Consider the following 23,102-nt stretch of genomic DNA (forward strand, 5'->3'; position numbering starts at 1 on the left):
CGGCGGGGGGCGGCTGGCAAGCCGAAAGTCGTTGCAAAATCGGGATGGCGCGGCCAAGGCTCGCCGCGTCATGACTGCCGAAATCCTCCAGCTCCACGGCGACCGGCCGCCCTCGCTCGACCCGATGATGGCGCTCGTCGCCGCCGATATGAACGAGGTGAATGCGGTCATCCTCGACCGCATGCAGTCGCAGGTGCCCTTGATCCCCGAGCTGGCGGGTCATCTGATCGCGGGCGGCGGCAAGCGGATGCGGCCGATGCTGACGCTGGCGTGCGGAAAGTTGCTCGATTATCCGGGCCACCGCCATTGCAAGCTCGCCGCGGCGGTCGAGTTCATCCACACCGCGACGCTGCTCCACGACGATGTCGTCGATGGGTCGGACCTGCGCCGCGGCCGCAAGACCGCGAACATCATCTGGGGCAACAGCGCGTCGGTCCTCGTCGGCGATTTCCTGTTCAGCCGCGCCTTCGAGGTGATGGTTGAGGACGGTTCGCTGAAGGTGCTGAAGATCCTCTCCCGCGCGTCCGCGGTGATTGCCGAGGGCGAGGTGAACCAGCTTTCGGCGCAGCGCCGGATCGAGACGAGCGAGGACCAGTATCTCGAGATCATCAACGCCAAGACCGCCGAACTGTTCGCCGCGGCGTGCAAGATCGCGGCGGTGGTCGCCGAGCGCGACGAGGCGACCGAGGCGGCGCTCGACGCCTATGGCCGCAATCTCGGCATCGCCTTCCAGCTTGTCGACGATGCGATCGACTATGTCTCCGACGAGGCGACGATGGGGAAGGGGGTCGGCGACGATTTCCGCGATGGCAAGGTCACGCTGCCCGTCATCCTCGCCTATGCGCGCGGCACGGCGGAGGAGCGCGAATTCTGGAAGCAGGCGATCGTTGGCCACCGGACCTCGGACGACGACCTCGCCCATGCGACCGCGCTGCTGTTGAAGCACGACACGATTGCCGACACGCTGGCGCGGGCGCGTCACTACGGCCAGCGCGCGGTCGATGCGATCGGCGGCTTCCGCGCCAGCCGTGCCAAGGCGGCGCTGACCGAGGCCGTCGCCTTCGCGGTCGCCCGCGCCTATTGAACCGGGGATGACGCGCGGGTCGACGATCCTGCCGATCGACGGGGTGCTGCCCGACATATTGGCGGCGCTGACCCTGAAACCCAATGCCGTCGTCGTCGCGCCGCCCGGCGCGGGCAAGACGACGCGCGTCGCGCCCGCCCTGCTCGACCAGCCGTGGTGCAAGGGCGCGGTATGGCTGCTTTCGCCGCGCCGGCTCGCGGCGCGCGCCGCGGCCGAACGGATCGCCGAGGAAATGGGTGCCGCGGTCGGTGGGATCGTCGGCTATGCGACGCGGCTCGACAGCCGCCAGTCGCCCGCGACGCGGCTGCTGGTGATGACCCCCGGCCTGTTCCGCAATCGCATCCTCGCCGACCCGGAGCTTCAGGGCGTGTCGGCGGTGCTGTTCGACGAGGTCCACGAACGCAGCCTCGACGGCGATTTCGCGCTCGCGCTGGCCATCGACGCGCAGCAGGGACTGCGCGACGACCTGCGTCTCGTCGCCATGTCGGCGACGCTCGACGGCGCGCGTTTCGCCGCGCTGCTCGGCGACGCGGCGGTGATCCGGAGCGAAGGGAAAAGCTGGCCGCTCGACCTGCGGCATGTCGGCCGCCGCGCCGAAGATCGGCTCGAAGCATCGCTGCTGGCGACGGTGCGGCAGGCGATGGCCGGCGAACCGGAGGGCGACATGCTCGCCTTCCTGCCCGGCGCCGCCGACATCGAGCGCGCCGCGGCGGCGGTCGAGGCGGCCGGCCTGCCTCTCGTCGTCCATCGCCTCCATGGGCAGGTCGACCCGGCGCAGCAGCGCAAGGCGCTGGTGCGCGACCCCGATGGCGGGCGCAAGCTGATCCTCGCGACGAGCATCGCGGAGACCAGCCTGACCATCGACGGCGTGCGCATCGTCATCGACGCCGGTCTGTCGCGCCGCCCGCGTTTCGACAAGGCGGCGGGGATCGCGCGGCTCGTCACCGAACGGGCAAGCCAGGCATCGGCGACCCAGCGTGCGGGGCGTGCGGCGCGTCAGGCGCCGGGGGTTGCCTATCGGCTGTGGGAAGCGGCGGCGACCGCGGGCATGCCGCCGTTCGACCCGCCCGAAATCCACGAGAACGACCTGATGCCGGTCGTGCTCGATTGCGCGAGCTGGGGCATCGTCGATCCGCGGCAGCTCGGCTGGCTCGATCCGCCGTCGCCGGCCGCGGTCGCCGAGGCCAAGGGGCGATTGCAGGCGATCGGCGCGCTCGGCGACGACGGGCGGATCACGCCGCATGGCCAGGCGCTCGCGGCCGTGCCGCTGCCGGTGCCGCTTGCGCACATGCTGCTCGACGCGGCGGGGGCGGGTGAGGCCGGTCTCGCGGCGCGGCTCGCGGTGCTGCTCACCGAGCCGGGGCTTGGCGGTCGCGGCGTCGATATCGAGGCGCGGCTCGGCCGCTGGAAGGCGATGAGGGGCGACCGCGCCGAGGGCGCGATACGTCTGGCCCGGCGCCTTGTCGCGCTGGGCGAGCGATTGGCGGAACCGTCCGGGTCGGGCGAAACGCGCTCGATCGGCGGCTGGATCGCGACGGCGTGGCCCGACCGCGTCGCGCGCCGGCGCGCCGGCCAGCGCGGCGAATATCTGGGCGTCGGCGGGCGCGCCTATCGCATCGACCCCGTCGATCCGCTCGCGGGTAGCGAATGGCTCGCCATCGCCGATGCGCAAGGGCATGCGGCGGGCGTGCGCATCCTCGCCGCGGCGGCGATCGACGCGGCCGAGGTCGAGGCGATCTTCGCCGACCGCATCGTTCAGCAGACGGCGAGCCGCTACGACGCCGATAGCGACCGCGTCGATCACCGCCGCGAACGGCGGCTGGGCGCGGTTGTGCTGACAAGCGGCAGGACGGCGCGCGAGGCCGGGGCCGAGGACGACGGCGCGGTGCGGCTTGCCGCGGTGCGCGACAAGGGGCTCGGGCTGATCGGCTGGGGCCCGGCATCGCAGGCGCTGCGCCAGCGGGCCTCTTTCGCCGGGCTCGACGCGCTGTCGACGGCCGCGCTTGCCGACAGCCTCGACATCTGGCTCGAACCGTTGCTCGGCAGTTGCCGGGGACTGCGCGACATCGGCGACCGGCGGCTGGCCGACGCGTTGGCGGGCCTGCTCGACTGGCCGGCGCGGCAGTTGCTCGAGAAGCTGGCGCCCGCCGACTATGCGACGCCGGCGGGCAGCCGCCACGCGATCGACTATGGCGCCGAGGGCGGACCGACGGTCGGCGTGCGGGTGCAGGAGATGTTCGGTCTTGCGCGCCATCCGACCGTCGGCGATCCGCCGATGCCGCTCGTCCTCGCGCTGACCTCGCCGGCGCATCGCCCGATCCAGACGACGCGCGACATCGTCTCATTCTGGAAAGGAAGCTGGCACGAGGTGGCGCGCGAGATGCGCGGACGCTATCCGAAACACAGCTGGCCTGACGACCCGGCGAGCGCGCGGCCGACCTTGCTCACCAAGGCGGCGCAGGCGCGACGCGACGCGCGATAAGCCCTCTTTCCGGGCGCGCCGCAAATGGCTAAGGCGGCGGCATCGGCACCAGCACCAGTTGAGGACGAACCATGAAAGCGCGGATTTTCCAGAAGCCCAAGAATGCGATGCAGTCCGGCCGCGCCGGAACGCAGCGCTGGATGCTGGAGTTCGCCCCCGCCGAACCGCGCAAGGCCGATCCGCTGATGGGCTGGGCGGGCAGCGGCGACACGCAGCGTCAGCTTCGCCTGGGCTTTGCGAGCCGCGACGAGGCGCTCGCCTATGCCGAGCGCGAAGGGCTGGAGGTCGAAATCATCCCGACGCCGACGCGCCGTCTGAAGATCCAGGCCTACGCCGACAATTTTCGCTGACCATCATCCCGGCAAGGAAGCGGGTATCGCGGCGGGGCTGAGGGTCTGGCGAAATCCGTCAAGGCGGCTTCGGATCAGGGCGCGATAGGCATCGAGCGGCATCTCGCGATCTTCGACGGCTGCGACGCCGCGCGAGGCGGAAACGAGCACGGGCCCGGTCGGCGTCGCGAGGGCGGACGTCGCGCGCGGGTCCCCGCCCTGAAAACCCAGGCCCGGCGCGAGAAAGATCGAGCGCGGCATGACGGTTCGCAATCGTTGGCCCTGCGATGGGTAGGTCGCGCCGACGACGGCGCCGACCGCGCCTATCCCATGATCGCCGATGGTTTCGTCCGCCCAGACGGCTACGGCTTCGGCCAATCGCTCCGATACCGAAGTGCCATCCACGATTTGATCCTGAAGCCAACCCGATCCGGGATTGGAGGTTTTGACGAGAACGAAGAGCCCCTTGCCGTAATCGCGGGCGCAATTGACGAAGGGCTCGAGCGTTTCCGGCCCCAGGAACGGGTTGACCGTCAGGCAGTCGACTTCAAGGTCCGAGCCGCTCGGCACCAGATAGGCGCGCGCATAAGCATCGGCGGTCGATCCGATATCCCCGCGCTTCGCATCGAGGATCACCGACATCCCCCGTTCGCGCGCGATCGCGATGCATCGTGCGAGGCTGACCATCCCGCCGCTGCCGAATGCCTCGAAATAGGCCGACTGGAATTTGACGAAGCCGACCTTGCCTTCCGCGCCGTCGAGAAGGGCCGTGACGTATCGTTCCAGGAACAGATCGGACCGGTCGCACAGCGACAAGGGCGCATGATCCGGCGCCGGATCGATTCCCAGAACGAGGGAGCCGACCGTTTCGATCTTCGATTTTACGGTGTCGCCCCAGTGCATATCCCGTTTCCCGCCGATCCAGCGCCGGTTATCTGCCACTTCGTCGCCGAATCCGCAAACGATTAGCGTGGACCGAGCAGACGGCGGATGTGGGAAAGGAAGCAGGCGATCCCGGCTTGCGGCGGAACGACGGATCAGGCGTCGGCGTCGGGCTGCAGCAGCTTGTGCAGGTGGACGACGACATATTTCATCTCGGCGTCGTCGACGGTGCGCTGCGCGGCGGCGCGCCATGCCTTTTCGGCGGCCTTGTAGTCGGGGAACAGGCCGACGATGTCGAGGTTGTTCAGGTCGACGAAATCGAGGCCCTGGGGATCGCTGACGCGACCACCGAAGACGAGGTGCAGCTTGCTCATTGTCTATATTCCTTGGCGTGCAGCGCTGGGGAGGGAAGGGCGCGCCCCTAACAGCCCCGCGCCGTTACGGCAAGGGGCCGCCATGGTCGCAGCAGACCACGGCGGACCTGCTTCGGCGCTCCCGGCTCAGCGCGCCGGCTCAGTGCGGATGACGGCCTATTCGGAATCCCCGCGCTTCGGCAGCAGCGAGCCGAGCAGCGCCCCCACCGCCGCGGCGCCGGCGAGCAGGGCAAGCGGCTGTTCCTCGGCCACGGTCTTGAGCTTGCCGCCCGCACGCTTCGCCTGGGCCTTGCCCTTCTCATAGGCTTGCTCCGCCGCCTCGCGTGCCGCGTCGGCCTGTTCGCGGCCTTTGGTCGCGAGATCGCTCGTCGCCGCGCGGGCGCGGCCATAGCCTTCCTGGATGCGCGCCTTAGCCGCCTCGGCGGTTGCGCGGGCATTTTCGGCGGTTTTCTCCGCAAGTTCATTCGCTTTCGCCTGCGCGTCGCGGGCGGTCTCACCGAAGGGCTTCATCGTCATTCTCCATCGTCTGTGCACTTTCGTCCGCAGCCTTGTCGGCGGGGCGCAGTCGTTCGGCGAGCGCGTTCGCTAGATCGCGTGCCTTGCGCCCGACCGTGGGGGCGTGTGTTCTGATCGGTTCGCGAAACATCCATGCGAGCCCGGCGACGGCGGCCAGCGTGATCGGCAGGCGGTTGTCGCGAAACTGCTTGCGGACCGCGTGCGCGGTGTCGTCGACCGCCGCGCTCAGGCGATATTTGCCGCGATCGACGAGCGCCTGCGGTTTGAAGGCCTGCTGCGCCACGTCCAGTTTGCGGCGCAGCTGTGCGCGCTGCATCATCGACCGGCGCGCGGCGTTGATCAGGCGGTTGCGCGATGCGGGCATCAGTCGTCGTCTCCCTCGTGCATCAGGTCGCGGCGCAGCGCCGTCCTGACATCGCCGACGCTGACCTTCGCGCGCCACCCGGCGAAGCCCGCAAGCGCGATCAGCGACGCAAAGACGATCAGCGTCGCGAGCAACGGCCCGACGTGCGGTGCGAGAACCAGGATCGCGCCGAACGCCACCGCCAGCATCGCCACGAGCAGCGCGCAGGCGGCGACGAAACCCCAGGCCGACGCCCATTTGACCCCGTGTCCGGCGAGCGCGCCGCGTGCTTCGAGCAGCGCCAGTTCCGCTCTGGCGGTCGTCGACAGATTGTCGACGACATCGCGGACGATGTCCTCGAGCGGCACCGGAGGAGGCGGCGCGGCAGGGCCGTTGGGCGCGTAACCGTGGCTTACGCCGTCGAAGGCGCGCCGATCGGAGGCGGGCGGCGTGTCGGGATCGTGCGGCGGCAAGACAGATCAGCCGTTGTTCGAGCCCTTCAGCATCCGGGCGAGAACGAAACCGATCACCGCCGCGGCGCCGACAGCGACCGCCGGGCTCTTCTTGACGAAATCGCGCGTCGAAGCGGCGAGTTCGTCGAGATCCTTCTGGTCGAGCGTCGAGGCGAGGCCCGCGACGGTCGAGGCGGCCGAGCGAGCATAGTCGCCATATTGCTTGCCGAACTTGCTGTCGACGGTACCGGCGCTGTCCTCGAGCATCTTGGCGAGGCTGCCGACGGCTTCGGCGGCCTTGTCCTTGCCCTTGGCTGCCGCGTCGCGGGCCTTCGTCGATGCCTGGTTGGCGAGCGTCGTCGCTTCGTCCTTCAGCGAGGCGGCCTTCTTGCCGGCTTCGGTCTTGATCGTGTCGCGCGTCGCGGCAAGCTGATCGCGGATCGGATGGTCCTTCGCCGCCTTCACGGTCGCGGGATTGCGAGCCGGGGCAGCCTTGGTCGCACCGGCCTTTGCCGGTGCCTTGGCGCGGGGAGCAGCCTTTTTCGTCGCGGGAGTAGCGGCTTTGGCCATCACGTCATCCTCTTCATCTGTGTCGAACGCCACGCCTGCCGTGCCGTCGATGATCCTGTCCCCATTATATAGCAAGGCGCGCCGAATGGTTCCATAGCGCCGCGAATTTCCCGCGAAAATTCCCGCGGCACCGGTTGCCTTGCCGGCGCGGCGTCGATAACAGGCGGGCGCCTTCCTCATCCGGCCAGCGATGGCCTTTTCAACAGGACCCGACCCATGAGCGCGATCATCGACATCCACGGCCGCGAAATCCTCGACAGCCGCGGCAATCCCACCGTCGAAGTCGATGTGCTGCTGGAGGACGGCAGCTTCGGCCGCGCCGCGGTGCCCTCGGGCGCCTCGACCGGCGCGCACGAGGCGGTCGAACTGCGCGACGGCGACAAGGCGCGCTATCTGGGCAAGGGCGTGACCAAGGCCGTCGCGGCGGTGAACGGCGAGATCGCCGAGGCGCTGATCGGCATGGAGGCCGAGGATCAGCGCGACCTCGACATTGCGATGATCGACCTCGACGGCACGCCCAACAAGGGCCGCCTCGGCGCCAATGCGATCCTGGGCGTCAGCCTGGCCGCCGCGAAGGCCGCGGCCGATGCGCGCGGCCTGCCGCTCTACCGCTATGTCGGCGGCGTGTCGGCGCGTACCCTGCCGGTGCCGATGATGAACATCATCAACGGCGGCGAGCATGCCGACAATCCGATCGACGTGCAGGAATTCATGATCATGCCGGTCGGCGCGGGCAGCATCGCCGATGCCGTGCGCTGGGGCAGCGAAATCTTCCACACGCTGAAGAAGGGGCTCGCGCAAAAGGGGCTCGCGACCGCGGTTGGCGACGAGGGCGGCTTTGCCCCGAACCTCGCCTCGACGCGCGACGCGCTCGACTTCATCGCCGCGTCGGTCGAGCAGGCCGGGTTCAAGCTGGGCAGCGACGTCGTGTTGGCGCTCGATTGCGCCGCGACCGAATTTTTCAAGGGCGGCAAATATGAGATCAGTGGCGAAAGCCTGTCGCTGACCCCCGAACAAATGGCCGATTATCTCGCCGCGCTGGTCAGGGATTACCCGATCAAGTCGATCGAGGACGGGATGAGCGAGGATGATTTCACCGGCTGGAAGGCGCTGACCGATCTGATCGGCGACCGGTGCCAGCTCGTCGGCGACGACCTGTTCGTCACCAACCCGGCGCGCCTCGAAGAGGGGATCAAGAGCGGGCTCGCCAATTCGCTGCTCGTCAAGGTCAACCAGATCGGCACGCTGTCGGAGACGCTCGACGCGGTCGATATGGCGCATCGCGCGCGCTACACGGCGGTGATGTCGCACCGTTCGGGCGAGACCGAGGATGCGACGATCGCTGATCTCGCCGTCGCGACCAACTGCGGCCAGATCAAGACCGGCAGCCTCGCGCGGTCCGACCGGCTCGCCAAATACAACCAGCTCATCCGCATCGAGGAGGAACTGGGCGATATGGCGCGCTATCCGGGTGCGTCGATCTTCGGTTGAGCTACGCGGCTTCGAACAGCGCCATGTCGATCGTGAAGGAGCCGTCGGCCTCGATCGCATAATGGCGCGCGACCGTATCGCTCGCCGCCGCCTGCAACGCGCGGATCGCTTCGACCTGGACGGGCGGCGTTCGCATGCGCGCGGTCCAGTCGGCGAAATCCATTCGTAGCCGCGCCGTGACGACGGCGCCGACCGAGAAGCCGGCGCGCGCCAGCATCGCGGTCCATTCGGCCTGGGAATAATCGCGGACATGCGACGTATCGCGCAATAGCTCGACCGACTGAAGATGCGTGTCGCGGGCGGCTTCGCCGGGGGACACGATGTCGATGAACAGGGCCGGGGCCCCGCGCGCCAGCACGCGCCGCGCTTCGCGCAGCCCCGCCTCGGCGTCGCGCCAGTGATGGGCCGAAAAGCGGCAGGCGAGGAAGTCGAAGCTGCCGTCGGGAAAGGGCAGGGCTTCGGCCGAGGCGACGATCGTCTCGATATTGCCGATCTGTCGCCGCGCGGCTTCGGCCTCGACCGCCGCGAGCATGTCGGACGACAGGTCGCACGCCGTGACGGCAACCGCGTGCGGCGCGATCGCATAGGCGACATGGCCTCCGCCGCAACCGAGGTCGAGCGCGCGCCGCGGACGCAACGCCGCGGCGCGCGTGGCGATCCGCGCAAGATCGTCCCCCGTCGCATGCACGGCGCTGGTGACATAGGACCGGGCGGTCGGGCCGAACTGTTCGCGGACGCGATCATCGTGATGGCTGCTCATTTCGGGCGTCTTCCCACAGGCTTTTGCCCCGCGCAAGCCCGGTTCCCGCCTGTTTCGTCCGAAGGCGGAGGAGGATCGCATCATGCCGCTTGACGTCTGGAATCACTTGTGATTCAACGCCCGAATGACGCAGCGCCACAAATTCCGCAAGTCGATGAGCCGGGCCGTCGGTCCCGCCGTGGCGCTGATCGCGGTGCTGGCGATGATCGGCTATATCATCTTCGGTCCGACCGGGCTCTACGCCTGGGGCGACTACAGCCAGTCGGTCGAGAAGAAGCGCGTCGTGCTGAGCGAACTGGCCAAGAAGCAGAACGAACTGCAGAACCGCGTCAACCTGCTCGATCGCCGGCGCGTCGACCCCGATCTGGCGGACGAATATGTGCGCGAGAAACTGGGCGTCAATCACCAGGACGAGGTGATCATTCCGATGGACGGATCGGAAAAGCCCTAGGTCACAGACCTAGACGTCCCGACGGGACGGAGAAACCCGGAAAGGCATATCGGGCGGCCCGAAGCGGGCGTTGCCAATCATGGCTGGGCAGTCCTATAGGAGGCCTTGCCGTAACGGCTAAACGCAAAGGAAACCGCCTTGGCCAAAGCACCTGCGCGCAAGACTGCCGCGCCAAAAAAAACTGCATCCACCCCAGCCCCCACGTCCAACCGCGAAACACCGCGCGATCCCGCCCCCTATGAGGCGACACCGGAGGAACTCGAGACATTCTATCGCGAGATGCTGCTCATCCGGCGTTTCGAGGAGAAGGCCGGCCAGCTCTATGGCCTCGGCCTGATCGGCGGCTTCTGTCACCTCTATATCGGGCAGGAGGCCGTCGCGGTCGGCCTGCAGTCGGCGCTCGACGGCGACAAGGACAGCGTCATCACCGGCTATCGCGACCATGGCCACATGCTCGCCTATGGCATCGATCCCAAGGTGATCATGGCCGAACTGACCGGCCGCGCCGCGGGCATTTCGCGCGGCAAGGGCGGTTCGATGCACATGTTCAGCGTCGAGCATAAATTCTATGGCGGTCACGGCATCGTCGGCGCGCAGGTCGCGCTCGGTACCGGTCTTGCCTTCGCGCACAAATATCGCGGCGACGGCGGCGTCGCCATGGCCTATTTCGGCGACGGCGCCGCGAACCAGGGTCAGGTGTACGAAAGCTTCAACATGGCCGAGCTGTGGAAGCTGCCGATCATCTTCGTGATCGAGAACAACCAGTATGCGATGGGCACGTCAGTCAACCGCTCGTCGGCCGAGGATCAGCTCTATCGCCGCGGCGAGAGCTTCCGCATTCCCGGCATGCAGATCGACGGCATGGACGTGCTCGCGGTGCGCGGCGCGGCCGAGGCGGCGCTCGAATGGGTGCGCGCGGGCAAGGGACCGATCCTGCTCGAACTCAAGACCTATCGCTATCGCGGCCACTCGATGTCCGACCCCGCCAAATACCGCAGCCGCGAAGAGGTGCAGGCGGTGCGCGACAAGTCGGACGCGATCGAGGGGCTGAAGAAGCTGATGCTCGATGCCGGGATCGGCGAGGAAAAGATCAAGGAGATCGACAAGGAAATCCGCCAGGTCGTGAACGAGGCCGCAGACTTCGCCGAAAGCGCGCCGGAACCGGAGCTTTCCGACCTTTATACCGATGTGCTGGTGGAGCAATATTGAGATGGCGATCGAACTGAAGATGCCGGCGCTGTCGCCGACGATGGAAGAAGGCACGCTCGCCAAATGGCTCGTCAAGGAAGGCGACGAAGTGAAGTCGGGCGACATTCTCGCCGAGATCGAGACCGACAAGGCGACGATGGAATATGAAGCGGTCGACGAAGGCACGGTCGCGCAGATCCTGATCCCCGAAGGCACCGACAATGTGAAGGTCGGCACGGTGATCGCGCTGATCGCGGGCGAGGGGGAGGAGGCCGCTACGGCAACTGCGCCTGCCCCCGCCCCCGCTCCCGCGGAACAGGCGCCGACGGCGGCCGAGGCGAAGAGCGAGAGCGAGGAGGCGCCGAAGAAGGCCGAATCGGGCACCGATCAGCTTGCCGTCAAGGCGAAGGCGCAGGTCGCGGACCCCGACATTCCCGCCGGCACCGCGATGGTCAAGCTCACCGTCCGCGAGGCGCTGCGCGATGCTATGGCCGAGGAAATGCGCGCCGACGACCGCATCTTCGTGATGGGCGAGGAGGTCGCCGAATATCAGGGCGCCTACAAGGTCACGCAGGGGCTGCTCGACGAGTTCGGGGCGCGGCGCGTCGTCGATACGCCGATCACAGAATATGGCTTTGCCGGGCTGGGCACCGGCGCGGCGATGGGCGGACTGCGTCCGATCATCGAGTTCATGACCTTCAACTTCGCGATGCAGGCGATCGACCACATCATCAACTCGGCGGCAAAGACCAATTACATGTCGGGCGGACAGATGCGCTGTCCGATCGTGTTCCGCGGCCCCAACGGCGCCGCGTCGCGCGTCGGGGCGCAGCACAGCCAGAATTATGCCCCGTGGTATGCGAGCGTCCCCGGCCTGATCGTGATCGCGCCCTATGACGCGGCCGATGCCAAGGGGCTGCTCAAGGCCGCGATCCGCAGCGAGGACCCGGTGGTCTTCCTCGAGAACGAGCTGCTCTATGGCCGCAGCTTCGAGGTTCCCGACGTCGAGGATTATGTGCTGCCGATCGGCAAGGCGCGGATCATGCGCGAAGGCAATGACGTTACCATCGTCAGCTATTCGATCGGCGTCGGGCTCGCGCTCGAGGCGGCTGAGGCGCTGGCGGGCGAGGGCATCGACGCAGAGGTCATCGACCTGCGCACGCTGCGCCCGCTCGACACGGCTACCGTGCTCGCCAGCCTGAAGAAGACGAACCGCATGGTCGTCGTCGAGGAAGGCTGGCCGACCTGCTCGATCGCCAGCGAACTGGCGATGGTCGCGATGGAGCAGGGCTTCGACGACCTCGATGCGCCCGTGATGCGTGTGACCGACGAGGATGTGCCGTTGCCCTATGCTGCCAATCTCGAAAAGGCAGCGCTGGTCGACACGCCGCGCGTGATCGCGGCGGTGAAGGCCGTGTGCAACCGCGGTTGATTGCATCCTCGCCATGACCGTCGCCCGCGCGGAGGCGGGGCGACGGTCGGGCGGCAGGCGATGAGTGTGTCGAGGTCGCAATGACGGCTTTGAAATGATAGCGCGCCGCACATGACCGGCGACGACGAATCCGAGGTAAGCCTCTATCCCGACCTGCGCGATCCGCGCGTCATGGTCGCCGTGCCGCGCGACCGCCGCGCCGCGATGACGGCGCTGTGGGCGCTGGCCGAGCGGCTGGGCAAGTTGGTCCGCGATGCGCGCGAGCCGCTGATCGCGCAGATCAAGCTCGCCTGGTGGCGCGACATGATGGCGACGCTCGAAAACGACCCGGCCGCGCTGCCGAAGGGCGAGCCGCTGCTCGCCGAACTGCAGACGGACTGGGCGGGGAAGGCCGGGCTTGGCGCGCTTCCCGATGCCGCCGAGGCGCTGCTGCTCGCCGACGATGGCGCGGCACGGAGCGTGGCCGCATGCGACTTCGGCACGGCGCTTTTCGCTCTGTCGGGTGGCGGCGGTGGCGAGCGCTGGGGCCTCGTCTGGGCAGCGACATTGCAGGGCGAAGCGGAGGCCGCGCACCGGCTGTTCGCCGATGCCCGCGACCGTCCGCGACCGTCGCGGGCCGCCGTCGGTCATCGCGCGCTGCTGATGCTCGACCGCTGGGCCGGGGCGATCGCCGCGCATGGGGGCGAGCGCCGCTGGCGCCGCGAGGAATGGCTGCTTTTCCGGATCGGGCTTCTGGGCCGCTGACGAAAGTGCGGCGCCGGGGGTGGAAATGCGCCCGCCGAACCTCTATCTTGCCGCGAACAAGACAGGGTCGCAGGGGAAAAATGCGATGTTCAACGGGCTCGTCGCCTATCTGGATTCGATCAAGGCGCGCGACCCCGCGCCACGGACCCGCTGGGAAATCCTGCTCTATCCGGGCTTGCTCGCGGTCGGCATGCACCGCATCGCGCACTGGTTGTTCGAGGCCGACCTGTTCTTCCTGGCCCGCTTCGTCAATCATCTGGCACGCTGGCTGACCGGGATCGACATCCACCCGGGCGCGACGATCGGCCGCCATCTGTTCATCGATCACGGCTTTGGCGTCGTCATCGGCGAAACGGCGGAGATCGGCGACAATGTCTCCATCTATCAGGACGTGACGCTGGGCGGCACCGATCCCGCCAACGGCATCGGCGGCAAGCGGCACCCGACGCTGTGCGACGATGTCATCGTCGGATCGGGCGCGCAGATATTGGGGCCGGTCGTCGTCAACGCGCGCGCGCGTGTCGGCGCCAACGCCGTGGTGACCAGGGACGTGCCCGAGGGCGCGGTGATGGTCGGCATTCCGGCGCGCTCGACGCTGGTCGATGCGACCGAATATGCGCGCGAGTTCGTGCCCTATGGCACGCCGTGCAGCGAAACCTTCGATCCGGCGACGCAGAAGATCGAGCTGCTCCAGTGCCAGCTCGACCAGCTTCAGAAGCAGCTCGCCGCGTTGATCGCGGAACGCGATGCCGACGGGGCCGAGGACAATGCGCCGCGGCGCAAGGGAGGTCGGAAAAGCGCCTGATGGGGACGGTCACGCCGCTCTCCTTTCCTGGCCGCGTTGCGCCGCGGCAGACGGGGTTCGACCGGCACGAACTGACCCGCATCCTCGATCTCTACGGCCGCATGGTCGCGGCCGGGAAGTGGCGCGACTATGCGATGGACTTCCATCACGACGTTGCGATCTTCTCCGCCTTTCGCCGCAGCGCCGAGCGTCCTGAATATCGCATAGAGAAACGCCCCGCCTTGCGGAGCCGCCAGGGCATGTGGGCGCTGGTGTCGGAGGGCGGGGCGGTGCTGAAGCGCGGGGACGAGCTGACGAACGTGCTCGCCCCCGTCGAGCGCAAGCTTATGAAGCTGGTTGCGGGCGGATCGTAGCGGGAAGCTGTTCGGCCAGCCCGGCGGGCAGCATCGCGACGATCACCGCGCGGGCATTCTGCCAGAAAGCGGAAAGCAGCAGCAGCGCCGATCCGATCACGAAAGCGGTCAGCGCGACGTTGAGTTCGACGGCGCCGAAGGTGCGGAAAAGCTGGGTCAGCGCGAAGAGCACGTAGGCGAGCGCCGAAACGAGCAGCGCGCGGCGGTCGACCGCCAGCGCGATCAGCCCGAACAGCACGTAGATGCCGACGACCATCACCGCGGCGGCGCTGGAAATATCGTCGCCCTGCGTCACGCCGAGCAGGTGGAAGATCGGGTGCGCGATCATCGGCGCCGCGAGCAGGTGCAGCCAGAAGGCGACGTCGCTGCGGCGCGTCGTGCGCGTGCGGTCGCTGCGGTCCCACCACATGGCGAGCGCGAAGACGCCGAGCCCCGCGACCAGCACCAGCGCCATCACCAGGTCGGGCGACCCGAAGCTGCCGACGACCGACAGGATCAGCGCGACCGCCGTCGCAGCGAGCGCGGCGGTGCCGGCGGCGACGGTGATCGGCACCATGAAGCGCTTCCAGTGCAGCCAGGTCGCCGCCGCGGTGACGAGCGCGATGCCGCCGATCAGCAGGGCGCCGGCCGTGTCGCCGAGACGCGGACCGAACAGCGCCTCGCCGTGCCGGAAGAAGAAGCCGAGCATCGTCGCGCAGACGCCGCCCGAAAAGGCGAGGACGAGCACGATGCTGGGGAGCGCCATCCGGCGATGCCGGGTGAAATATTCGGCGAGCAGCCACGCCGATGCCGCGACGAAGGCGCCCGCAAGCGCCGTGTGGATCGATTCGCCGATCCAGCCCACCGCGACGAGCAGGATGACCGCCGCGATGCTGACGAAAATATCGTTGAATCCGGTGATGAGGCGGAAGGATTCCTCGTCCGCTCCGGGGGCGTCGCGCACCGATGCGACATGCGACCGAAAGGCCTGAACGGCTTCCGGCGTCAACACCTTCGCATCGACCGCGGCTTGCAGGTCGCTTTCACTATACATCGGGGTCGTCCTTTCGTCCGATCCCCTTGCCCCGCGACGGTATCGCACGGGCGTGTTAGTGTGTCAATACGGTGAAGCGCGGCGGCCTCCCCATCGCTATGCGACAGGGAGGGTTTTCGCGTCAGCCCAGCGCCTGCAACGCCTTCATCACGATCATCGACTGCTCGCTGCCCGATTGCGGGACGATTTCGCCGTTGCGGTCGATGATCTTCTCCCATGCCGCGGCGATGCCCTCGGGCGTGCGCTCGTCCTCGGGCAGCGCGACGCCCGGCGTGGCGGTGACATAGGCGGCATGGAAGGCCCCGGCGCCCGCGCCGACGATCATGTTGGTCGGGGCGTCCTCGCTGACGAGGAACAGCGCGGCGGGCACGACGTTTTCGGGCGTGAACTTCTCGAACAGTTCGGGCGGGAAGATATCCTCGGTCATGCGCGTGCCCGCGACCGGGGCGATCGTGTTGCAGCGGACGTTGTATTTCGCGCCTTCGAGATGCAGCGTCTTGGTCAGGCCGGCCAGGCCGAGCTTCGCCGCGCCGTAATTGGCCTGGCCGAAATTGCCGTAGAGGCCGGTCGACGAGGCGGTCATCAGGATGCGGCCATAGGCCTGGTCGCGCATGATGTCCCAGCACGCCTTGGTGACGTTGGCGCTGCCGAGCAGGTGAACCTTCACGACAAGGTCGAAATCGTCCATCGTCATCTTCGCGAAGCTCTTGTCGCGCAGGATGCCGGCGTTGTTGATCAGGACGTGGACGCCGCCCCATTCTTCCTTCGCCTTGGCGACCATTTCGACCATCTGCTCATATTCGGTGACGCTGCCGCCGTTCGACATGGCGGTTCCGCCGGCGGCGCGGATTTCCTCGACCACCTGCAGCGCGGCGTCCGAATGGCCGGTGCCGTCGCGCGCGCCGCCGAGGTCGTTGACGACGACCTTTGCGCCGCGCCGCGCGAGTTCGAGCGCATAGGCGCGGCCCAGCCCGCCGCCGGCGCCGGTGACAATGGCTACACGTCCGTCGAATTTGATCGCCATGATGATCTCCTGAATTGAGCCGTCCGCGAAGCGTTGCGGAAGAAAACGGGGATGTCCTTAGCCGTTCGGGCCGTGCTGGCAAGGGGGAAGGACACAAGGGCGATATTCATCGAAATGTCATTCAAATGACGTGCAACTGTCATCTATCGGTCATACGGCCCCCGAATAGCCACCCTTTCGCAATGGAGCGATTTCGATGCGCCTCGCCTGTCCAGCGGCCCTGCTCGCGACCACGATGCTTTGTCTGCCTGCAACCGCGCACGCCCAGGCCATGACCGCCGAGGAGGCTTCGGCGCTCCGCGCGGAACTCGCCGCGCTGCGGACGCAGGTGGAGAGGCTGGAGGCGCGGCTCGATGCGGCGGACGCGGGATCGCCGGGCGCATCGCCTTCCGCCTCCGCACCCGCCCCCGCGGCATCCGCCGCACCGGTGACGACGTGGAAGGGTGCGCCGGAGATCGGCAATGCCGACGGGTGGAGCTTCAAGCCGCGCGGGCGGGTGCAGATCGACGTCGCGGGCATCGACACGCCCGGCGCGACCGGAAACCGCGGCGGTATCGGGAGCGAATTTCGCCGTGTCTATCTGGGCGTCGACGGCAAGATTCCGGGCGGTTTCTCCTATCGGGTCGAGGCGGATCTGGCGAACGGATCGGTGGAACTGACCGACGTCTACCTCACCTATGGTCCGGGGCCGCTGTCGGTCACGGCGGGGCAGGTCAAACCCTTCTGGTCGCTCGACGAGATGACGAGCGACCTGTTCACCAGCGTCATGGAGCGCGCCGCCTTCACCCAGGCGTTCGGTTTCGAACGCCGTCTGGGCCTGTCGGCGCAGTATAAGGGCAAGGCGTTCCTCGCGCAGGCGGGCGTCTTCGGCGACAATGCCAACGACCTGCTCGACGATGCCAACAACAGTTTCGGCGTCGACGGCCGCGCCGTGTGGATGCCGAAGTTCGGCGACACGCAACTCCATCTCGGCGGGTCGGCGCATTGGCGCGACTTCAACGATTCCGCGGCGACGACCCGCTATCGTGCGCGCCCGTTCGCGCACACCACCGACGTCCGGCTGGTCGATACCGGCGCGATCGCGGCGACCGGCGAGCGCGGGCTGGGGCTGGAGGCGGCGCTGTTGTCGGGGCCTTTCCATGCCGCGGGCGAAACCTTCTGGCAGACGGTCCGGCGGCCGGGGCTTCCCGATCCGACCTTCTTCGGCGGCTATGCGGAGCTCGGCATGGTGCTGACGGGCGAGAGCCGGACCTACAAGGACGGCGCCTTCGACCGACTGAAACCGTCCAGCCCGATCACCGCGGGCGGGATCGGCGCGTTCGAAGTGAACGTGCGGTACGACCATCTCGACCTCAATGATGCGGGCATTGTCGGGGGACGGCAGAGAGCGGCCTTGGTCGGGCTGGTCTGGGCACCGATCGACTATGTCCGCATCACCGCCAACTACGGCAGGCTGTGGATCGACGACGCACACATCGCGACGGCGGCGGGCGACCGCGATTATTCGGTGGATACGTTCGGACTGCGGACGCAGATCGATTTCTGACGGGCGGCTTTGAAAGGGGCGGCGGGCGTTCCCCGAATTCGGTCATCCCGGACTTGATCCAAGATCCATTTACTCGACGCTGGTGAATGGAACCCGGATCAAGTCGGCCATTATCCCTTTCCGGCAAGTCACTGATCCCCGGCGAAAGCCGGGGTCCAGATGGCACAGCGCTGCTTCGCATGGACCCCGGCTTTCGCCGGGGAACAGCTCCTGACTTGCCTGAATGGTATATATGCCGATCAAGTCCGGGATGACGATGGGGGCTCCGGTCTATCCCTGCAGCCGCTCCATGATCCCTATACATTATTCGCCGCATCCAGCGCATAGCCTGCCGAGCGCACGGTGCGGATGATATCGGCGGTGCCTGGCAGGTTGATCGCCTTGCGCAGCCGGCGGATATGGACGTCGACCGTGCGCAGCTCGATGTCGCTGTCCTGCCCCCACACGCTGTCGAGCAACTGCCCGCGTGAAAAGACGCGGCCCGGATGCTCCATGAAATGGCGCAGCAGGCGGAACTCGGTGGGGCCCATGCTCACCAGCCGCCCGTCGCGCACCACCTTGTGCGCGACCGAATCGAGCTCGATGTCGGCATAGGTCAGCATCTCGCCCGCCAGCGCCGGGCGCAGGCGGCGCAGTACCGCCTGGACGCGCGCCACCAGTTCGCGCGGGCTGAAAGGCTTGGTTACATAATCGTCGGCGCCGGTTTCGAGACCGCGGATGCGATCCTCCTCCTCGCCGCGCGCGGTGAGCATGATGATCGGCACGTTCGCCGACTTGGGGTTGCGGCGCAGCCGGCGGCATACCTCGATGCCGGGCAGGCTCTCGATCATCCAGTCGAGCAGCACGATGTCGGGCACCCGTTCCTCGACCAGGATCAGCGCCTGTTCGCCGTCGGGGGTCTGGCGCACCGAAAAGCCTTCGCGTGCGAAATGCCAGACGATCAGTTCGGCGATCGCCTCGTCGTCCTCGATCAGCAGCAGGTCGGGCTGCGGCATCAGCCTTGCTCCTGCTCCGCGGCGCCATCCTCGGGCTGCTCGCCGCGCTCGCGCTCCTCCATCCGCTCGCCGGTCACGACATAATGAACCATTTCGGCGATGTTGGTCGCGTGATCGCCGATCCGTTCCAGATTCTTGGCGACGAACAGCAGATGCGCACTTTCGGTGATATGCTTCGGATTTTCCATCATGAAGGTGACGAGCGCGCGGAAGATGCTGTTATAGAAATCGTCGACCGTCTTGTCGCGGATCGTCACCCGCACCGCGAGGTCGGCATCGCGCGCGGCGAAGCTGTCGAGCGCGTCATGGACCAGTTCGACGACGAGCGACGACATCGACATCAGCAGCGGGATCGCCTCGATCGAGCGGGTCTGGTCCATCAGCGCGACGCGCTTGGCGATATTCTTCGCATAGTCGCCGATCCGCTCGACGACCGACACGATTTTCAGCGCCGCGATCATCTCGCGCAGGTCATCGGCCATCGGCGCGCGCAGCGCGATCGTCTGGACGGTCAGTTGCTCGACCTCGGTTTCGAGCGCGTCGATCTTCTTGTCGCCTTGCACGACCTGCGCCGCGAGGTCGAGGTCGCCCATGTTGAGCGCGGTCATCGCCTGGAGCAGCGCCTGTTCGGCGCGGCCGCCCATCTCGCTGATCAACCCGCGCAGGCGGTTGAGGTCCTCGTCGAAGGCCTTGACGGTATGATCGTTGACTATTGCCATCATGCTGTCCTTTCGCGCCTATGGCTCAACCATAGCGGCCGGTAATATAATCCTTGGTGCGTTCCTGCTTCGGGTTCGTGAAGATATCGGTGGTCTTGCCGTACTCGACCAGCGTCCCGAGGTGGAAAAAGGCGGTGCGCTGCGACACGCGCGCCGCCTGCTGCATGTTGTGGGTGACGATCACGATCGCATATTTGCCGCGCAGTTCGTGGATCAGCTCCTCGATCTTCGCCGTCGCGATCGGATCGAGCGCCGAGCAGGGCTCGTCCATCAATATGACTTCGGGATCGACCGCGATCGCGCGTGCGATGCACAGGCGCTGCTGCTGGCCGCCCGACAGCGCGGTGCCGCTTTCGTTCAGCCAGTCCTTGACCTCGTCCCACAGGCCGGCGCGGGTCAGCGCGCGCTCGACGATGACGTCGAGGTCGGCCTTGTTCGCCGCGAGCCCGTGGATGCGCGAGCCATAGGCGACATTGTCGTAGATCGACTTGGGAAAGGGGTTCGGCTTCTGGAACACCATGCCGACGCGCGCGCGAAGCTGCACCACGTCCATCGACGGCGCATAGATATCCTCGCCGTCGAGTTCGATGCGGCCGGTGACGCGCGCGCTCGCGACCGTGTCGTTCATCCGGTTGAGCGAGCGCAGGAAGGTCGACTTGCCGCAGCCCGACGGGCCGATGAAGGCGGTGACGAGGTCGGTGCCGACGTCGATCGACACGTCCTTGATGGCCTGCTTTTTGCCGTAGAAGACGTCGACGCCCTCTGCCCGCATCTTGGGGTCGGCGATGATAAGATCGTCTTGGGTCATGATCACCAGCGCTTTTCGAACTTGTTGCGAAGATAGATGGCCAGCGCGTTCATCGACAGCAGCACGATGAGCAGCACGATGATCGCGGCGGAGGTCTTTTCGACGAAACCGCGGTCGACCTCGTCCGACCAGAGGAAAATCTGCATCGGCAGCACGGTCGAGGGGGCGCAGATGCCGTTCGGCACGTCGCCGATAAAGGCGCGCATCCCGATCAGCAGCAGCGGCGCCGTCTCGCCCAGCGCGCGCGCCATGCCGATGATCGTGCCGGTCAGGATGCCGGGCAGCGCGAGCGGCAGGACGTGGTGGAACACCACCTGCACCGGGCTGGCGCCGACGCCGAGCGCCGCGTCGCGGATCGACGGCGGCACTGCCTTGATCGCGTTGCGCGCGGCGATGACGATGACCGGCATCGTCATCAGCGCCAGCGTGAGCCCGCCGACCAGCGCGCTCGCCTGGCAGAGCCCGAACCAGTTGATGAACACCGCGAGCGCGAGCAGGCCGAAGATGATCGACGGCACCGCGGCCAGATTGTTGATCGACACTTCGATCAGGTCGGTCCAGCGGTTCTTGGGCGCATATTCCTCGAGATAGAGCGCCGCGAGCACCCCGGTCGGAAAGGCGATCAGGAAGGCGATGACGATCGTCAGCACCGACCCTTTCAGCGCGCCCCAGATGCCCGCGACCGCCGGATCGGTGGCATCGGCGTTGCGGAAGAAGGGCCAGTGGATTCCGGTCGACAGCCGTCCGTCGCGTTCCAGCGCATCGACCCGCGCGCCCAGTTCGCCCTTCGCGTCCTCCTTGGCGGCAATGTCGATGGCGCTCGACGCGGGCAGTTCGAACACCGTCCGGCGCTTGAGGAGATCGGGATCGGCCTTGATCGCGCTGCGAACCTCTTTCCACGCATTCTCGCTGATCAGCGCCGATCCGCCATCGCCCAGCGCCTCGTCGGCGGCGAAGGCGACGATGTCGGACAGGCCGGCGCCCGCGATCGCCTGATCGGCGTCGGGATCGGACAGGCGGGCGGGGTCGATCACCAGCGGCGTCGTGCGGAAATCGACCGGCACCGCGACATGCGTGTAGGTGAAGCCGCGCGCGCCGTTGCCGACCATGACGATCAGCAGGAAGGCGAGAAAGGCGCCCGAAAGCAGCACCGCGCCCAGTCCGAGCGCCTTGAAGCGGCGCTCGGCGGCGTAGCGCCTGGCGATGCGGGCCTGCATCGCCCGGCCTTTCCAGTCGGTGGGGGCGGTTTCGCTATTCATAGGCTTCGCGATACTTTTTGACGACGCGCAACGCGACGATGTTGAGCAGCAAAGTGACGAGGAACAGCACGAGGCCGAGCGCGAAGGCGGCGAGCGTCTTGGCGCTGTCGAATTCCTGATCGCCGGTGAGCAGCTTGACGATCTGCGCGGTCACGGTGGTGACGCTGGCGAAGGGGTTGGCGGTCAGGTTGGCGGACAGGCCGGCGGCCATCACCACGATCATCGTCTCGCCGATCGCGCGGCTGACCGCGAGCAGGATGCCGCCCATCACGCCGGGCAGCGCGGCGGGGATCAGCACTTGGCGGATCGTCTCGTTCGGTGTCGCGCCCAGCGCGAGGCTGCCGTCGCGCATCGCCTGCGGCACCGCGTTGATGCTGTCGTCGGCCATCGACGAGACGAAGGGGATGATCATCACCCCCATCACGATGCCCGCCGCGAGCGCGCTCTCGGTCGACGCGTTGGGGATGCCGAGCATCACCGCGAACTCGCGCAATGCCGGTGCGACGGTCAGCGCGGCGAAATAGCCATAGACGACGGTCGGCACGCCCGCGAGAATCTCGAGGCACGGCTTCACCCATTTGCGCACCGTCGGCGCGGCATATTGGGTCAGGTAGACGGCGGTCATCATGCCGATCGGGATCGCGACGATCATCGCGATGATCGCTCCGATCAACACCGTCCCCCAGAACAGCGGAATGCCGCCGAACGTGCCGGGCTGCGGCGCGCCGCTCTGCGGGTTCCAGTTGGTGCCGAACAGCAGTTCGGTCGCCGGAACGAGGCGGAAGAAGCGGATCGATTCGAACAATAGCGACAGCACGATGCCGAAGGTGGTGAGGATCGCGACCAGCGACGCGAGCAGCAGCACCCCCATTACGATCCGCTCGACCCGCGTCCGCGCGCGAAAATCGGGACGAATGCGCGTGAAGGCATAGAGGCCCCCCGCCAGCCCCAGCGCGAGCATCGCCGCGATGCCGATCCACGCATATTCGCGCGTCGCCTCGGCATAGGGCCGGACCAGCGGCGCGGCGGCGGGGAGGCGCACCGCGGCCTGCCTGCCCTGCGCGACGCCCCGCGCGTCGGACAGGATCGCCCCGCGCTCGAAACCAAAGGCGGGCAGGTCCTTCGCCGCTTCGCTGGTCAGCACCTCGTTGGTGATCAGCGCCGGCGAGACGCTTGTCCACACGGCGAGGAAGATCGCGGCGGGCGCGAACAGCCACAGCGCGACGTACCAGCCATGATATTGCGGGCGCGAATGCAGCTTCGTACCCGTGCGGCCCGCGAGCATCGCCGACCGCGCGCGGCCGGCCAGCCAGCCGATCAGCGCAAGGCCGAGGATCAGGAGCAGAAGGGCGGCGGGGTTGAAGGTCACGGAGTAATTTCGGCCTATCTTGTTCCGTTCGCATCGAGCGAAGTCGAGATGCCCCTCGGCCTTGCGCGTCTTCGATGGGTGTCTCGACTTCGC

The 23,102-nt window shown here is 67.4% G+C and carries 25 protein-coding genes; 11 read left to right on the forward strand and 14 right to left on the reverse strand.

All coding sequences use genetic code 11. The features are described from left to right. Positions 1-70: 70 nt before the first annotated feature. The 3 genes from AC2S9W_RS12640 (at position 71) to AC2S9W_RS12650 (ending at position 3,916) form a co-directional block, all read left to right on the forward strand. Positions 71-1,084, forward strand: a complete 1,014-nt coding sequence (locus tag AC2S9W_RS12640; RefSeq protein WP_067107808.1) for a polyprenyl synthetase family protein — start codon at positions 71-73, stop codon at positions 1,082-1,084. 7 nt (positions 1,085-1,091) lie between these two features. Next, positions 1,092-3,566 (forward strand): ATP-dependent helicase HrpB, encoded by a 2,475-nt coding sequence (gene hrpB, locus AC2S9W_RS12645; RefSeq protein ID WP_286749825.1) that lies wholly within the window; start codon positions 1,092-1,094, stop codon positions 3,564-3,566. A 71-nt stretch (positions 3,567-3,637) separates the two neighbouring features. Then, positions 3,638-3,916 carry an ETC complex I subunit gene (locus AC2S9W_RS12650; RefSeq protein ID WP_067183988.1) on the forward strand — a complete coding sequence of 93 codons (279 nt, stop codon included), beginning with the start codon at positions 3,638-3,640 and terminating at the stop codon, positions 3,914-3,916. Positions 3,917-3,919: 3 nt separating this feature from the next. Here the strand turns inward: AC2S9W_RS12650 and pyrF are convergent, their stop codons facing one another. The 6 genes from pyrF to AC2S9W_RS12680 form a co-directional block, all read right to left on the reverse strand. Then, positions 3,920-5,029 carry an orotidine-5'-phosphate decarboxylase gene (pyrF, locus tag AC2S9W_RS12655; RefSeq protein ID WP_286749826.1) on the reverse strand — a complete coding sequence of 370 codons (1,110 nt, stop codon included), beginning with the start codon at positions 5,027-5,029 and terminating at the stop codon, positions 3,920-3,922. Continuing rightward, positions 4,933-5,151 carry a DUF4170 domain-containing protein gene (locus AC2S9W_RS12660; protein ID WP_067107700.1) on the reverse strand — a complete coding sequence of 73 codons (219 nt, stop codon included), beginning with the start codon at positions 5,149-5,151 and terminating at the stop codon, positions 4,933-4,935. The genes pyrF and AC2S9W_RS12660 overlap by 97 nt, the downstream gene beginning before the upstream one ends. 156 nt (positions 5,152-5,307) lie before the next feature. Continuing rightward, positions 5,308-5,661, reverse strand: coding sequence for a hypothetical protein (locus tag AC2S9W_RS12665; protein ID WP_212599067.1), 354 nt, complete (start codon positions 5,659-5,661; stop codon positions 5,308-5,310). After that, positions 5,645-6,031, reverse strand: a complete 387-nt coding sequence (locus tag AC2S9W_RS12670; RefSeq protein ID WP_286749827.1) for a hypothetical protein — start codon at positions 6,029-6,031, stop codon at positions 5,645-5,647. Before AC2S9W_RS12670 ends, AC2S9W_RS12665 begins: the two co-directional genes overlap by 17 nt. Continuing rightward, a complete protein-coding gene (locus AC2S9W_RS12675) occupies positions 6,031-6,483 on the reverse strand; it encodes a phage holin family protein (protein ID WP_067107697.1) in 453 nt (150 codons plus the stop codon). The genes AC2S9W_RS12670 and AC2S9W_RS12675 overlap by 1 nt, the downstream gene beginning before the upstream one ends. A 6-nt stretch (positions 6,484-6,489) precedes the next feature. After that, positions 6,490-7,032: a hypothetical protein gene (locus AC2S9W_RS12680; RefSeq protein ID WP_076077885.1), complete on the reverse strand. Its 543-nt coding sequence runs from the start codon at positions 7,030-7,032 to the stop codon at positions 6,490-6,492. 216 nt (positions 7,033-7,248) lie between these two features. Here AC2S9W_RS12680 and eno point away from each other — a divergent pair, with 216 nt between their 5' ends. Beyond that, the gene (eno, locus tag AC2S9W_RS12685; protein ID WP_286749828.1) at positions 7,249-8,523 is read left to right on the forward strand and encodes a phosphopyruvate hydratase; all 1,275 of its coding nucleotides are present in this window, start codon (positions 7,249-7,251) and stop codon (positions 8,521-8,523) included. 1 nt (position 8,524) lies between these two features. Here eno and AC2S9W_RS12690 read toward each other — a convergent pair whose 3' ends face one another. Further along, the gene (locus tag AC2S9W_RS12690) at positions 8,525-9,283 is read right to left on the reverse strand and encodes a class I SAM-dependent methyltransferase (RefSeq protein ID WP_286749829.1); all 759 of its coding nucleotides are present in this window, start codon (positions 9,281-9,283) and stop codon (positions 8,525-8,527) included. Positions 9,284-9,407: 124 nt separating this feature from the next. Here AC2S9W_RS12690 and AC2S9W_RS12695 point away from each other — a divergent pair, with 124 nt between their 5' ends. The 6 genes from AC2S9W_RS12695 to AC2S9W_RS12720 all read left to right on the forward strand — a co-directional run bounded on the left by AC2S9W_RS12695 (position 9,408) and on the right by AC2S9W_RS12720 (position 14,256). After that, the gene (locus AC2S9W_RS12695; RefSeq protein ID WP_067107690.1) at positions 9,408-9,734 is read left to right on the forward strand and encodes an FtsB family cell division protein; all 327 of its coding nucleotides are present in this window, start codon (positions 9,408-9,410) and stop codon (positions 9,732-9,734) included. A gap of 138 nt (positions 9,735-9,872) precedes the next feature. Then, a complete protein-coding gene (gene pdhA, locus AC2S9W_RS12700) occupies positions 9,873-10,943 on the forward strand; it encodes a pyruvate dehydrogenase (acetyl-transferring) E1 component subunit alpha (protein WP_067107687.1) in 1,071 nt (356 codons plus the stop codon). Between the two features lies 1 nt (position 10,944). After that, on the forward strand, positions 10,945-12,354 hold the full coding sequence (locus tag AC2S9W_RS12705; RefSeq protein ID WP_286749830.1) for a pyruvate dehydrogenase complex E1 component subunit beta: 1,410 nt from the start codon (positions 10,945-10,947) through the stop codon (positions 12,352-12,354). Between the two features lie 111 nt (positions 12,355-12,465). Further along, positions 12,466-13,098 carry an isoprenoid biosynthesis enzyme family protein gene (locus tag AC2S9W_RS12710; RefSeq protein WP_286749831.1) on the forward strand — a complete coding sequence of 211 codons (633 nt, stop codon included), beginning with the start codon at positions 12,466-12,468 and terminating at the stop codon, positions 13,096-13,098. 85 nt (positions 13,099-13,183) lie between these two features. Then, positions 13,184-13,903: a serine O-acetyltransferase EpsC gene (gene epsC, locus AC2S9W_RS12715; protein WP_067107799.1), complete on the forward strand. Its 720-nt coding sequence runs from the start codon at positions 13,184-13,186 to the stop codon at positions 13,901-13,903. Next, positions 13,903-14,256 (forward strand): DUF2794 domain-containing protein, encoded by a 354-nt coding sequence (locus AC2S9W_RS12720; RefSeq protein ID WP_286749832.1) that lies wholly within the window; start codon positions 13,903-13,905, stop codon positions 14,254-14,256. The genes epsC and AC2S9W_RS12720 overlap by 1 nt, the downstream gene beginning before the upstream one ends. On the opposite strand, the gene AC2S9W_RS12725 is transcribed toward AC2S9W_RS12720, so the two are convergent. Together AC2S9W_RS12725 and AC2S9W_RS12730 are read right to left on the reverse strand one after the other, a co-directional pair. After that, the gene (locus AC2S9W_RS12725) at positions 14,228-15,289 is read right to left on the reverse strand and encodes a hypothetical protein (RefSeq protein ID WP_286749833.1); all 1,062 of its coding nucleotides are present in this window, start codon (positions 15,287-15,289) and stop codon (positions 14,228-14,230) included. The two genes, AC2S9W_RS12720 and AC2S9W_RS12725, sit on opposite strands and share 29 nt — an antisense overlap. Before the next feature lie 121 nt (positions 15,290-15,410). Next, positions 15,411-16,313 (reverse strand): SDR family oxidoreductase, encoded by a 903-nt coding sequence (locus AC2S9W_RS12730; protein ID WP_067107670.1) that lies wholly within the window; start codon positions 16,311-16,313, stop codon positions 15,411-15,413. Between the two features lie 271 nt (positions 16,314-16,584). Between AC2S9W_RS12730 and AC2S9W_RS12735 the strand changes: the two genes are divergently transcribed. Then, positions 16,585-17,859: an OprO/OprP family phosphate-selective porin gene (locus AC2S9W_RS12735; protein WP_486570958.1), complete on the forward strand. Its 1,275-nt coding sequence runs from the start codon at positions 16,585-16,587 to the stop codon at positions 17,857-17,859. Between the two features lie 296 nt (positions 17,860-18,155). Here the strand turns inward: AC2S9W_RS12735 and phoB are convergent, their stop codons facing one another. Genes phoB through pstC form a run of 5 tightly spaced genes read right to left on the reverse strand, consistent with a single transcriptional unit; the run spans position 18,156 to position 23,009 of the window. Further along, positions 18,156-18,854: a phosphate regulon transcriptional regulator PhoB gene (gene phoB, locus AC2S9W_RS12740; RefSeq protein WP_067110139.1), complete on the reverse strand. Its 699-nt coding sequence runs from the start codon at positions 18,852-18,854 to the stop codon at positions 18,156-18,158. Continuing rightward, on the reverse strand, positions 18,854-19,573 hold the full coding sequence (gene phoU, locus AC2S9W_RS12745) for a phosphate signaling complex protein PhoU (RefSeq protein ID WP_076077882.1): 720 nt from the start codon (positions 19,571-19,573) through the stop codon (positions 18,854-18,856). Before phoU ends, phoB begins: the two co-directional genes overlap by 1 nt. 25 nt (positions 19,574-19,598) lie before the next feature. Next, positions 19,599-20,381 (reverse strand): phosphate ABC transporter ATP-binding protein PstB, encoded by a 783-nt coding sequence (gene pstB, locus AC2S9W_RS12750; RefSeq protein WP_286750536.1) that lies wholly within the window; start codon positions 20,379-20,381, stop codon positions 19,599-19,601. 2 nt (positions 20,382-20,383) lie between these two features. Further along, positions 20,384-21,640, reverse strand: a complete 1,257-nt coding sequence (gene pstA, locus AC2S9W_RS12755; RefSeq protein ID WP_486570959.1) for a phosphate ABC transporter permease PstA — start codon at positions 21,638-21,640, stop codon at positions 20,384-20,386. Then, positions 21,633-23,009: a phosphate ABC transporter permease subunit PstC gene (gene pstC, locus AC2S9W_RS12760; RefSeq protein ID WP_067110148.1), complete on the reverse strand. Its 1,377-nt coding sequence runs from the start codon at positions 23,007-23,009 to the stop codon at positions 21,633-21,635. The genes pstA and pstC overlap by 8 nt, the downstream gene beginning before the upstream one ends. Positions 23,010-23,102 lie beyond the last annotated feature (93 nt).

This window comes from Sphingopyxis sp. 550B, assembly GCF_057401805.1.